Genomic DNA, 12379 nt, shown 5'->3' with positions numbered 1-12379 from the left:
GACCGACCGACAAGGAGGATGCCAGATGAGTGGCGTGACCAAGTCCGTCGACGTGGCGGTGCCGATCCGGACCGCGTACGACCAGTGGACCCAGTTCGAGGACTTTCCGCAGTTCATGGAGGGCGTCGAGGAGGTCCGGCAGATGTCGGACACGATGACGCACTGGAAGGTCGAGATCGGCGGGGTCAACCGGGAGTTCGACGCCAGGATCACCGAGCAGCTACCCGACGAACGGGTGGCCTGGACCTCGACCGACGGCACCCGGCAGGCCGGTGTGGTGACCTTCCACCGGATCGACGAGAACCACACCCGGGTCACCGCGCAGATGGAGTTCGAGCCGCAGGGGATCACCGAGAAGGCCGGCGACAAGCTCGGCATGGTGGACCGGCGGGTCGCCGGTGACCTGAACAGGTTCAAGGAGTTCATCGAGCGGCGCGGCACCGAGACCGGTGCCTGGCGCGGTGCGGTCGCCCGTCCGCAGCCGTAGCTGCGGTCCGGATACGACGCGCGGCAGCCCGGCCGCAGCCGTAGGCGCGGTCCGGATACGACGCCCGGTCGCCCGGCCGCAGCCGTAGGCGCGGTCCGGATACGACGCCCGGTGGCCGCCGGCAGGGGTACGCCCCTCCCGGCGGCCACCGTCGTATTGTCCCGCACCGCCGGGTACGGCCCGGGTCGGCGGTGTTTGCCCCTCGGCCGGGCCGGGTAGGGCGACAGGCATGACCGACAGGGACAGGCACGTCTGGCGCGACGAGGAGCGGCTGCCGCTGCGCGACCTGGAAGGGGCGATGGGCGCGTCGACGCCCGACGGGCAGGTCGACGACGTGACCGGCAACGACGCGGGCGCGGAGTCGGCGTTCGGCCACGGCGCGGAGGCGGACGACCCCGACCAGCCGTACGACGAGGAGCAGGCCGCGCAGCGCAGCGACGAGCAGCGCCGGTACCGGCCGTCGACCACCGGGCGCACCGGCCCGCACTGACCCCGGTCAGCCGGCCGGTACGGGGTGCCGGGCCGCCCGGCGGCTGGACGCCCAGTAGAGCCCGATCATGGCCAGCGAGAGCAGCACCAGCGCCGGCCCCAGCACCTCGACCGAGGTACGCCCGATCAGCACCCCGAGCGCACCGGGGATGATCGCCCCGCCCAACCCGGACGCCCCGATCTGCAACCCGATCGTCCGGTCCGCGTGCTGCTGCCCCACCCGTTCGGCGGTGGTGAGGGTGAGCAGCGGGAAGACCGCCGCCGCGCCGAACCCGACGACAGCGAGGCCGGAGACCGCGAGCCAGCCCGGTCCGGGCACCGCGACGAGGGCGGAGCCGAGCGCCATCGCGTACATGCTGCCGAGCAGCACCGTGCGGGTGCCGAGCCGCTCGGCGACGAAGCCCTGCACCACCCGGCCGAGGAAGAGGCTGCCCCAGTAGAGCGAGACGCAGAGGCCGGCGACGGTCGCGCTGATCCCGCGGTCCTCGGTGAGCAGCAGGAAGGCCCAGAGTCCGGCGGCCACCTCGATCGCCACGTACACCGCGAAGGTCAGCGCGCCGAACCAGACCGCCGGCAGGACCAGGGTGGCACCGATCCGTACCGGCCCGGCCGGGGTCGCCGGCTCACGGTTCGGGTCGTCGGCGTCGGCGGCGGGGCGGCGACGCTCCCAGGTCCGGACGGTGAGCACGAAGGCCAGGGCCAGCCCGGCCTGGGCGGCGGCCACGATGCCGTACCCCCAGCGCCAGCCGAGCCCGACGCCGAGCACGGTGGTCATCACCAGCGGCCCGATGGCGACGCCGAGCCCGAAGCAGGCGTGCAGCCAGTTCATCTGGCGCGGCCCGAACGCACCGGCGGCGTACGCGTTCAGCCCCGCGTCGATCGCGCCCGAGCCGAGGCCGAGCAGCAGCGCGCAGCCGATCATGATCGGCAACTCGGGTGCACCGGCATAGCCGGCGAGCGCCAGGCTGGCCAGGGCGGTGCTGCCGGCCAGCAGCCAGCCGACGCCGACCCGGGCGATGCTGAACCCGGCCACCACGCTGGAGACGAGATAGCCGACCGTGCCCGAGGTGAGCAGCAGCCCGACCGCCTCGGTCGGCACCGTCAGCGCGGCGCTGATCGACGGCCAGCCGACCCCGAGCAGGCCGTCGGGGAGGCCGAGGCTGATGAAGGCCAGATAGGCCAGGACGAGTACGGCGAGACCCGTCCGGCGGCGGGAGGGAGTGGACACGCCCGCCGATCATGCCGGACGGCAGGGCGACTGGCCACCGTGGCCACCGTCATGGGCAGTACGGGCAGGCTGCCGTCGGCCTGGCTGGAGCGTCCCAGCCGGCGGTGCGGGCTGTCGGAACGCCACCGACGGCGGGCCGCCGACGGCGGGCGGGAGCGTGCAGAGCTGGATCAAGGGGACACCAGCCCCGAATTCGTCCGAACGGAGGACCGGCGACCGGCATCCGGCAGGGCAGAATTTCGGGATGCGTCAGGCTCCTGGTTTCCTCTCCGTCCGTCAGCGTCGCTTCGCGTGGCTCGCCTTCCTGCTCACCGCGGTGCAGGCCCCGGTCTCCGCCCGCCTGGTCGACGACGGCTCCTGGTTGTTCAGCCTCTGCGTCTCGCTGATGGTCGCCACCGTGATCCTGGCCGACGACGCCATGCGGCGCCGTCCGGTGGACGCCGGCTCGGTCGACTAGCCACCAGCCCCGCCGGGGCGTTCGAGCGGGCGCAGCGCAGCACAGGCGACTAGCCACGCTGGGCGGGTACCGTCGCACCTGCGCCGCGTCCAGCCCCGCCGGGGCATTCGGGCGGGCGCAGCGCAGCACAGGCGACTAGCCACGCTGGGCGGGTACCGCCGCACCTGCGCCGCGTCCAGCCCCGCCGGGGCGTTCGAGCGGGCGCAGCGCAGCACAGGGGTCCAGCAGACCGCGTCCGACGAGCGGATTCGGCGGCTCCGGTTAGGCTGCTGGCATGCCAGGCACGGTCGGGCGGCCCCCCGCTGCCCCCTCCACCGTGGCCGGTGCGCCGCCGACTCCGGATCCCACCGTCGGGCCACCGGCCGACCTCCGCTGGCCGGACACTCCGCTGGGTCCGCCCGGCCGCTGGGATCCGGCGCTGCGGGCGGTCGTCGACCTGGTCCTCTCCGCCCCGGTGCCGATGGCCCTGGCGTACGGCGCGCAGTTCGCGCTGGTCTACAACGACGGTTTCGCCGAGCTGATCTCCGGCAAGCATCCAGAGGCGTTCGGCCGGCCGGCGGCCGAGGTCTTCGCCGAGGTGTGGCACGTGCCGGGCGTCGGCGACGTGATCGAGCGGGTCTACCGGACCGGCGAGCCGTTCCTGGAGCGGGACGCCCCGCTGCCGCTGGTCCGCGACGAGGCCGGGATACCGGAGCAGGCCCTCTTCACCCGCGGCTACTCCCCGGTCCGGGACTCCACCGGGAAGATCATCGGAGTACTCACGGTGGCCGCCGAGGCCACCCAGGTCACCCAGCGCCTGCAGAACCTCAGCGAGCTGGCCTCGGCGCTGGCCGGGACGCTCACCCTCGACGACGTCGCTCGGGTCACGCTGCGTAACGCCGTCTCGACGTTCGCCGCCGACCAGGTCGAGTTCGGGGTGGACGACGGCAGCGGCTGGCGGCTGGTCCGGCGGGTCCGGGGCGAGGTGCTGGACGAGGCCGACGAGCGCCTTCCCCCGCTGTGGCGCCGGCACGCGGCCGACTCGCCCGCCCCGCTGGTGCTGACCGCCGACAGCGGTAAGCCGAGCTTCGCCAGCGACGGCCAGCCGATGCTGCACAGCGCGGTCGACCGGCACGACGAGAAGATCCGGGCGCTGGCCGCGCTGCCGCTGCGTACGCCGACGCTGCGCGGCGGGCTGACCGTCGGCTACCGGCAGCCGCACCGCTGGCCGCCGGCCGAGCGCGCCCTGCTGGCCGCCTCGGCGGAGTTGGTGGCCCAGGCCGCCGAGCGGGCCCGCCGGTTCGAGACCCAGCACGGCACGGCGCAACTGCTCCAGCGCAGCATGCTGCCGGAGCACCTGCCCGACCTGCCGCTGCTGCGGATCGCCGCCCGCTACGACGCCGGGGTCGACGGCAACGCGGCCGGTGGTGACTTCTACGACGCCTTCGCGCTGCCGGACGGGCGGCTGGCGGTGGTCCTCGGCGACGTGGCCGGGCACGACGTGCAGGCCGCCGCGCTGATGGGGCAGGTACGCGCCGCACTGCGGGCGCTGGCCCTGAGCGACCCCGATCCGGTCGGCGTACTCGCCGGGCTGGACCGGCTGGTGGCGAGCCTGAGCGCGGAGGCACACAGCGACGAGCTCTTCGTCACCGTGGTCTACGGGCTGATCGAGCCGGAGACCGCCCGGCTGACCCTCGCCAGCGCCGGCCATCCCCCGCCGCTGATCCGGCGCGGCTCCCCCGGCCAGCCCGGCACCGCCCGGTACATCGAGGTGCCTCCGGGGGTGCCGCTCGGGCTGCACGGGCGGCGGTCGGCGGTCACCGTGGAGTTTCCGCCCGGCGACACTCTGCTGCTCTTCAGCGACGGTGTGGTGGAGCGGCGGCAGCGGAGCCTGACCGTCGGGTTCGAGGCGCTGGCCGGCACGGTGGCCGGGGCGGCGACCGGCGACCCGCGTACGCTCTGCGCGCTGGCCAGTGGCGCGGTGCCGGGCAGCACCGAGGACGACGTCGCCGTCCTCGCCGTCGAGCACGCGAGCACACCCAGCCGGTCGGCGAGCATGGAGGTGCCGGCGGAGCCGACCGCCCCGGGCCGGGTACGGCACTGGATGACCGGCCAACTGCAGCTCTGGGGGGTGCCCGAGCAGGTGGTCGGCGCGGCGGTGCTCTGCACCAGCGAGTTGACCACCAACGCGCTGCTGCACGCCGGCACCGCCGCCCGGGTGGAGATCGACCTCAGCCCGGAGCGGTTGCTGGTCTCGGTCGCCGACAGCGGCACCCGGGGCGCGGTGACCCGGGCCCGGACCGAGAAACTGAGCAGCCGGGGCCGGGGTCTCGGGCTGATCGAGCAGCTCAGCGACGCCTGGGGGACCGATCCGACGGTACGCGGCTCGACGGTCTGGTTCGAGATGATGATTCCCGGGACGGCCGGCACCGGCGAGCGGCCGGGCGGCTGACCGCTGCGCCCAGGCGTGCGGAGCACCCCGGCGGGGAAAGGCTCCCGGGGTGGATCTCTCGGCTACCTCGTACGCGTTGATCGGCCTGGGCGCGCTGCTGGCCGGCATCCTCCCCCGGGTGCTGGAACGGCGCCCGCTCTCCATGCCGATCGCCTTCCTCGGCCTCGGCATGCTGGTGTTCCTGCTCCCGCTCGGGCTGCCCGAGCCGGATCCACTGACTCACGCCGGGATCACCACCCAGCTCACCGAGATCGGCGTGATAGTGGCGTTGATGGGCGCCGGGCTCAAGATCGACCGTCCGCTCGGCCGACGGCGCTGGTCGTCGACCTGGCGGCTGCTCGCGGTCGCGATGCCGCTCTGCATCGCCGCCGTGGCGCTGCTCGGCTGGTGGTGGCTGGGGCTGGCGCCGGCCGCCGCGCTGCTGCTGGCCGCCGCGCTGGCACCCACCGACCCGGTGCTCGCCTCCGACGTGCAGGTCGGCGAGCCGACCGACGTCGAGGACAACGAGGACGAGGTGCGGTTCGCGCTGACCGCCGAGGCCGGGCTGAACGACGGTCTCGCCTTTCCGTTCGTCTACGCCGCGATCACGATCGCCACGGTCGGGCTGGCCCCCGGCGACTGGCTGGCGCGCTGGCTGACCGTGGACGTCGGCTACCGGATCCTGCTCGGGGTGGCCGGTGGGTTGCTGGTGGGGTGGTTGCTCGGCAAGCTGTTCTTCCGGGCCCGCTCCGAGCGGCTGCGGCTGGCCCGGCACTCGGAGGGCTTCCTCGCGCTGGCCGCCACCTTCCTGTCGTACGGCCTGGTCGAGCTGGTCGGCGGCTACGGATTCGTCGCCGTCTTCGCCACCGCCCGGGCGATCCGGGCGGCGGAGCGGTCGCACGAGTACCACCAGGTGTTGCACAACTTCGCCGAGCAGGTCGAGCGACTGCTCACCGTGCTGTTGCTGCTGCTCCTCGGTGGTGCGGTGGTCACCGGGCTGCTCGCCCCGCTGACCTGGCCGGCGGTGGCGGTGGCGCTGGCCCTGGTCTTCATCGTCCGCCCGCTGACCGGCCGGCTGTCGCTGTTCGGCGCGCCGGGCCGGCCCGCCGAGCACTGGGTGATCGCGCTGTTCGGGATCCGTGGCGTCGGCACGTTCTACTACCTCGGGTACGCCACCACGCACGCGCACTTCCCGGACGCCGATCTGCTCTGGGCGACGGCCGGGCTGGTGGTGGTCGTGTCGGTGGTGGTGCACGGGGTGGCCGCCACCCCGGTCATGCAACTGCTGGACCGGCGGCTGGACCGCACCTCCGGGCCGGCTTCCGGCGACCCGGCGCGGGGCGAGCGGCCGGTGCATGTCCCGGCGCCACGCGGGCCCGCTCCGGCGGGCGAGAGCGCCGCAGTCTCCCCCGGGCCGGACAGCCCGGCCCGGGGCTGAGCACCGCCGGATCGGTGCCGGCGGTCGGCCGGGCCGCGCTGACCCTCCCGGGTACGGCCGGCGCGCGACGCACCATCGGCCCGCTGATCACGGGCGTGGTCAGGCCCCGGTCGCCGGGGCGGGACCGGTCGCCGGCTCCACTCGGCGGTGCATGTGCAGCCGGATGGCGGTCGAGGTGCTGTCGGTGTGCACCTGGACCAGGTCGCAGAGGTAGTTGACCAGCAGCAGACCGCGCCCGGTGTCGCTGACCGGCGACGGCGGGAGGCGGCCGGCGAGCCGGTCGGTCAGCACGCTCGAGCCGGTGATCTCGCAGACCAGCCCGTCCTCGTCCAGCCAGACCCGGGCCACCGCCGGCCGCCCGGAGTGCACCACGGCGTTGGTGGCGATCTCGTTCGCCGCGACCCGCAGGTCTTCGACCTGGTCCGGGTCGAGCCCGGCCTCCCGGGCCAGCGCGGCGACCATGGCACGCATCCCGGAGAGGCCGGCGGCCTCGAAGAACAACATGGACGCCGTCGACGGTGGGGTCGGAAAGGGCAGGTTGAAGGAGTCGACCACGCTCTCCGGGCGGCCGTATCCGGCACTGGCCTGCCGGTCACCGTCCCGGATCAGGAACGGGTGGGTACTCGCCGCGTCGGCGACGACGTCCACGTCCAGCCGCACCGCGTCGTACGGGCAGAGCACACTGACCGGCCGGCCGGCGAGGGCGATGTTGATCAGGGCCTCGTGCTGTACGCACCGGGGATAGGCCAGCACCGACCGGCCCGGCCAGATCGGCTCCCCGACGACGCGTACCCGGACCGGCGCGTGCTCCTCGACGAAGGCGTGCAGCACCCCCGGGATGATCCACCCCGGGTTGCGCCCCTCCCGGGCCATGTCGACGAAGCGCAGTTCGGTGCTGGCGCCGAGGGCCGTGCGCAGCAGGTCGAGCCGGCTGCCGGGCACCGCGACCAGCACCGGCTCCCCGGCGGCGAACCCGGCCTGCACGAAGGAGCGGATGCCAGTGACGTAGTCGTCGTCGCTCCGGTAGAAGAGGGCATCGTGCCGCAGTGTTCCGGCCTCCGGCCGGGCGGCTGGTTCGGATGTCATCGCCCGCCCGTCGTACGCGACGCGTTCACTGCCCACCTCCGCCAGCAGCGTACGCGGCATCGGCAACATCTGGCCACGCAGAGTCAGCGGACCGGTTCGCAGAGGTGCGGTTGCCCTCCCGCACCGTGGGACGGTCGCCGGGCAGGGCCGCCGGGACGGCTCCGTCCACACGCCGGTGACCTGCGGCGATGACCGACGCCCGAAACCAGGGCTTCACACGGACGCAACATGGCCTTACCGTGGTCGATGTCTATGGGAGCGCTTCCAGCGATGCCCCTCGATCTCCCACCGCCCCGAAGGGAGTACCGCATGCACCTCAGACCCGCGCTCGCCGCGGCCGGTGTCGTCGCCGTCACGGCGCTCGCCGCGACGACAGCGGTCGGTGTCGGCCTGCTGAACCCCACCCCGGCCAAGGCCGCCGACTCGGCGTTCTACGTCGACCCGGACACCAGCGCCGCACGCTGGGTCGCCGCCAACCCCAACGACTCCCGCGCCGCCGTCATCCGGGACCGGATCGCCAGCGTCCCGCAGGGCCGGTGGTTCACCCAGAACAATCCCAGCACCGTACGCGGTCAGGTCGACGCCTTCGTCGGTGCCGCAGCCGCAGCCGGGAAGATCCCGATCCTGGTGGTCTACAACATCCCCAACCGGGACTGTAGCGGTGCCAGCAGCGGTGGCCTGCCCAACCACACCGCCTACCGGCAGTGGATCGACCAGGTGGCCGGCGGCCTGAACGGGCGACCGGCGAGCATCATCCTCGAACCCGACGTACTCGCGCTGATGTCGGACTGCATGAACTCCTCGCAGCAGGCCGAGACCCAGGCGTCGATGGCGTACGCCGGCAAGGCGTTCAAGACCGCCTCCAGCCAGGCCAGGGTCTACTTCGACGCGGCACACTCGGCCTGGCTCACCCCGTCGGCGATGGCCTCCCGGCTGGTCGCGGCGGACATCGCCAACAGCGCCGACGGCATCTCGGTCAACGTCTCCAACTACCGCACCACGGCGGAGTCGGTCAGCTACGCCAAGGCGGTGGTCGCGGCCACCGGCGCGCCGAACCTGAAGATCGTGGTGGACACCAGCCGGAACGGCAACGGCCCTGACCCCCGGGGCGAGTGGTGCGACCCGGCCGGTCGGGCGATCGGCACCGCGAGCACCACGGAGACCGGTGACCCGGCGGTCGACGCGCTGTTCTGGATCAAGCTGCCGGGCGAGGCGGACGGCTGCATCGCCGGTGCGGGCCAGTTCGTCCCGCAGCGTGCGTACGACCTGGCGATCGCCGCCCCCAACCCACCCACCGCGCCATCGACCACCGGGCCGCCGACGACGGCACCGCCGACGACCCAGCCACCGACCACCCCGCCGCCGGCCGGCACAAGCTGCCGGGTGACCTGGACCGCCAACTCCTGGACCGGCGGATTCACCGCCGAGATCCGGGTGACGAACAACGGGCCGGCGGTCAACGGCTGGACCCTGACCTTCAGCGTCGGCTCCAACGTCCGGTACAGCAACGGGTGGAACGGCGTCTGGAGCCAGTCCGGCAGCCAGCTCAGCGTCGGCAACGTCGCCTGGAACGGCTCGCTGCCGACCGGCGGCACCACCAGCGTCGGCTTCCAGGGCACCTACAGCGGGACCCTGGCCACGCCGACCGGCTACGCCCTGAACGGCAACGCCTGCACGAGCTGACCCGTCCCCTCCGGCCGGGTCGCCGCCCGCCACGTGCGGCGGCGACCCGGCCACCCCGGGCAGACCGCCCCTGACCTGGCCGGCCGGGCCGCAGCCCCCAGCGACCCGGCCGTACGATCGGAATGGTGATGACGAGATGACGGTCGCCGGACAGCGGCAGCGACCGGTCGGCCACCTGCTGCGCGAGTGGCGCGAGCGACGCCGGCTCAGCCAGCTCGAACTCGCCATCCAGGCGGACATCTCCACCCGGCACCTCAGTTTCGTGGAGACCGGCCGGGCGATGCCGAGTCGCGACATGGTGCTCCGGCTCGCCGAGCAACTCGACGTGCCGCTGCGCGAGCGCAACCACCTGCTGCTGGCCGCCGGGTACGCACCGATCTATCCGCGTACCCCACTGGACTCCCCGGCCCTGGCCGCCGTACGCGCGGCGGTCCGCCAGGTACTCACCGCCCACCAGCCCTATCCGGCCATCGCGGTGGACCGAGGCTGGTATCTGGTCGAGACGAACGCCAGCATCGGCCTGTTCACCCAGGGCGCGGCGGCCCCGCTGCTCACCCCGCCGGTCAACGCGCTCCGGCTGGCCCTGCACCCGGCCGGGCTGGCGCCCCGGATCGTCAACCTCGGCGAGTGGCGGGCGCACCTGCTCGGGCGGCTCCGCCGGCAGGTCGCGGTCAGCGGCGACGCCGAGCTGACCGACCTCTACGACGAACTGCGGGCGTACCCCTGCGACCAGCCGGAGCCCGAGGTCGAGATCCCGGGGCCGGGTGACGTCGTGGTGCCGCTGCGGATCCGGGACGGCGACCGGGAACTCGCCTTCTTCAGCACCGTCTTCACCTTCGGCACCCCGCTGGACGTCACCGTTGCGGAACTCTCCGTCGAGTCGTTCTTCCCGCTCGACGACTACACGGCGGCGGCGGTCCGCTCGGCCGCCGAGCAGGAGGAGCGCCGGGTGGGCAGCGCCCCCGCGCGCTGACCCTGCGGCGCTCTTCCCCGCGCGCTGACCCTGCGACGCCCCGCGCGCTGACCGTGCCGATGCTCTACCCCGCGCTGACCCTGCGACGGTCACCCCCGCGCTGACAATGCGGCGGTCTCCCCGCGCGCTGGCCCTTCAGGCCGGCGGTCCCGACCGGTCGGCGGCGGAACCGGACATCACGCCCGGCAGAGCCCTTCCGTTTACCGTCCGCCAGAGCGGGTTACCGAGTGGGGCAGGCGGGGAATCGAGCCGTGACGAAGGAGGCTGATTCATGATGTCCAGGAACCCGACGGCAGCCTGGCGGTCCGGTATGCCTGGTATGCCGGGTGTTGCCGGAGGCAACAACCTACCCGCCGGGCCGTCCGGCGACCAGTTCAGTGCGCCGAGCAGCGACGGCGGGACGGCGCCCGGGCAGCAGTCCACCGTGACGGTCGCCTCGTACCCGGACTACCCATCGGCGCAGTACACCGTGGACTTCCTCTCCGACAACGAGTTCCCGGTCGAACGCGCCGCCATCGTCGGCACCGACCTCACCCTGGTCGAAACGGTACTGGGCCGGATGACGACCGCCCGGGCCGCGTTGGCCGGTGCCGCCACCGGTGCCTGGTTCGGGCTCTTCATCGGCCTGCTCTTCGGCATCTTCACGGTCGGCAACTGGTGGGCCGTCATCCTCGTGGGACTCGCCATCGGTGCCGTCTGGGGCGCGATCTTCGGCGCCATCGCGCACGCCATGACCGGTGGCCGACGCGACTTCACCTCGGCCAGCAGCCTGCGGGCCAACCAGTACGCGGTGACCGTCGACGCGACCTTCGCCGACCAGGCGCGACAGCTGATCGGCCGGATGAACTGGCAGGGCCAGCGGCCGGCCGGCGCCATCGGCTGACAGGACGCCGGCATCGTCGTCGAGACTGCGGCGTCGGTCGGGTCGGTCAGTGGTAGACGCGCTCGCCGGCCCGGACCGGTGCCGCGATCCGGTTCTCCTCCGGAGCGAGCGGGCAGGCCCACCTGTCGTCGTAGGCGCAGGAGGCGTTGTAGGCGTAGTTGAAGTCCAGCCGTAGCCGGCCACCGGGCAGCACGATCAGCCCTCGGCCGTAGGTGCCCTTGACCGTGTCGGTGAGATAGCGCCCGCCGCCGTACGTCTCCCGGCCTGCGGTGCCGTCCCGGAACGGCAGGAAGAGCCCGCCGCCGTACGCCTCGATCCACCAGAGGGTCAGCGGCCCCCATGGAGTCTCGGCAATGCCCGAACGGCGGTAGTGCACCACGCCGTCCGGCCCGCCGGTGTCGATGCTCAGCGTGCCGGCGGCCGGACGTACCGGCACGTCGACCACGGCCGACGGCTCGGGCGGGAAGTAGCGCAGACCGGTGAAGCCGGCCCGCTCGGCCAGCGGGATCGGCGACTGCGGATGCCCGGCGAAGAGGGCGTCCCGGGCCGCCCGGAAGCCGGCCAGGTCAAGGTCGGACAGGTAGAGCCTGGCCACCTGCTCACGCCAGTCCGCCAGTTCCAGTTCCTCCACCCCACCGAGCCTAGTGGCGGCGGTCTGCCGTGGTGGCGGCGGTACTTGACCGACAGGTACCTGCGAAGCGGCCGGTTGGCGCCCTCGCCGGTAGCGTGCCGGGCCGGTGCCAGCCCGGCGCGCTACCGACGGTGCTCACGAGCCGGGGTAGTAGTACCAGCCGCGCCAGCCGCCGCTGTAGTAGCTGTAGTAGACGTTGTCGGCAGCGGTCCACACCTCGACCTGGCGCTGGCCGTCGCCGTTGCGGTAGCAGTCCCACATGTTGTCCGCGCGGCCGTTGTTGGGCATCTCCCTCCAGCCACCGCTACCCGGCCAGGCGTGCCAGACGGTGCGGCTGGGCGCGATGACGAATGCCTCGTCCCAGGAACAGACCAGGGCGATGGTGCCGCACATGGCCGTACCGGAGTAGCCGTACGCGGAAACGGGACATCCTGCGGCCGCCGTAACCAGCTCTCCCTGCGGCTCGATCTCTATCCGTACCGCCTGGTCCTGCTGCTGGCCCTGGACCGGTCCCGCGTGTGCCGCTGTCGGAGTGGCACCCAAGGCGAACGCCGCGGCCCCCGCGACGGCCAGCAACGATGCCCTCAGTTTTCTGCCCATACCTGGACCTCCTT

General features: G+C 73.3%; 12 protein-coding genes. 8 read left to right on the top strand and 4 right to left on the bottom strand.

Annotated elements, in window-relative coordinates; translation table 11 throughout:
• Positions 1-25: 25 nt before the first annotated feature.
• Positions 26-487: an SRPBCC family protein gene (locus ACQEVC_RS22185; RefSeq protein ID WP_432880577.1), complete on the top strand. Its 462-nt coding sequence runs from the start codon at positions 26-28 to the stop codon at positions 485-487.
• A gap of 229 nt (positions 488-716) precedes the next feature.
• Complete coding sequence (locus ACQEVC_RS22180) at positions 717-977, top strand: hypothetical protein (protein WP_318397275.1); 261 nt, start codon at positions 717-719, stop codon at positions 975-977.
• Between the two features lie 6 nt (positions 978-983).
• Here the strand turns inward: ACQEVC_RS22180 and ACQEVC_RS22175 are convergent, their stop codons facing one another.
• A complete protein-coding gene (locus ACQEVC_RS22175) occupies positions 984-2204 on the bottom strand; it encodes an MFS transporter (protein ID WP_432880574.1) in 1221 nt (406 codons plus the stop codon).
• A 244-nt stretch (positions 2205-2448) separates the two neighbouring features.
• On the opposite strand from ACQEVC_RS22175, the gene ACQEVC_RS22170 reads away from it, so the two are divergent.
• The 3 genes from ACQEVC_RS22170 to ACQEVC_RS22160 all read left to right on the top strand — a co-directional run bounded on the left by ACQEVC_RS22170 (position 2449) and on the right by ACQEVC_RS22160 (position 6509).
• Positions 2449-2661 (top strand): hypothetical protein, encoded by a 213-nt coding sequence (locus ACQEVC_RS22170; RefSeq protein WP_346261758.1) that lies wholly within the window; start codon positions 2449-2451, stop codon positions 2659-2661.
• A gap of 274 nt (positions 2662-2935) precedes the next feature.
• The gene (locus ACQEVC_RS22165) at positions 2936-5092 is read left to right on the top strand and encodes a SpoIIE family protein phosphatase (RefSeq protein ID WP_432880571.1); all 2157 of its coding nucleotides are present in this window, start codon (positions 2936-2938) and stop codon (positions 5090-5092) included.
• Between the two features lie 49 nt (positions 5093-5141).
• Positions 5142-6509, top strand: a complete 1368-nt coding sequence (locus tag ACQEVC_RS22160; protein WP_432880568.1) for a cation:proton antiporter — start codon at positions 5142-5144, stop codon at positions 6507-6509.
• Positions 6510-6608: 99 nt separating this feature from the next.
• Here the strand turns inward: ACQEVC_RS22160 and ACQEVC_RS22155 are convergent, their stop codons facing one another.
• Positions 6609-7664 (bottom strand): anti-sigma factor RsbA family regulatory protein, encoded by a 1056-nt coding sequence (locus tag ACQEVC_RS22155; protein ID WP_432880565.1) that lies wholly within the window; start codon positions 7662-7664, stop codon positions 6609-6611.
• A 240-nt stretch (positions 7665-7904) separates the two neighbouring features.
• Between ACQEVC_RS22155 and ACQEVC_RS22150 the strand changes: the two genes are divergently transcribed.
• The 3 genes from ACQEVC_RS22150 (at position 7905) to ACQEVC_RS22140 (ending at position 11134) form a co-directional block, all read left to right on the top strand.
• Positions 7905-9278, top strand: a complete 1374-nt coding sequence (locus ACQEVC_RS22150) for a glycoside hydrolase family 6 protein (protein WP_432880562.1) — start codon at positions 7905-7907, stop codon at positions 9276-9278.
• Positions 9279-9414: 136 nt separating this feature from the next.
• Positions 9415-10251 (top strand): helix-turn-helix domain-containing protein, encoded by an 837-nt coding sequence (locus ACQEVC_RS22145; protein WP_432880559.1) that lies wholly within the window; start codon positions 9415-9417, stop codon positions 10249-10251.
• Positions 10252-10525: 274 nt separating this feature from the next.
• Positions 10526-11134: a general stress protein gene (locus ACQEVC_RS22140; protein WP_318397498.1), complete on the top strand. Its 609-nt coding sequence runs from the start codon at positions 10526-10528 to the stop codon at positions 11132-11134.
• A 46-nt stretch (positions 11135-11180) separates the two neighbouring features.
• On the opposite strand, the gene ACQEVC_RS22135 is transcribed toward ACQEVC_RS22140, so the two are convergent.
• Positions 11181-11765, bottom strand: coding sequence for a DUF1684 domain-containing protein (locus ACQEVC_RS22135; protein ID WP_432880556.1), 585 nt, complete (start codon positions 11763-11765; stop codon positions 11181-11183).
• A gap of 135 nt (positions 11766-11900) precedes the next feature.
• A complete protein-coding gene (locus tag ACQEVC_RS22130; protein ID WP_432880553.1) occupies positions 11901-12365 on the bottom strand; it encodes a hypothetical protein in 465 nt (154 codons plus the stop codon).
• Positions 12366-12379 lie beyond the last annotated feature (14 nt).

Source organism: Plantactinospora sp. CA-294935, from assembly GCF_050936445.1.
Classification (GTDB): Bacteria; Actinomycetota; Actinomycetes; order Mycobacteriales; family Micromonosporaceae; genus Plantactinospora.
Note: the sequence above shows the minus strand (reverse complement) of the source record. Positions and strands in the feature narration are given on the sequence as shown.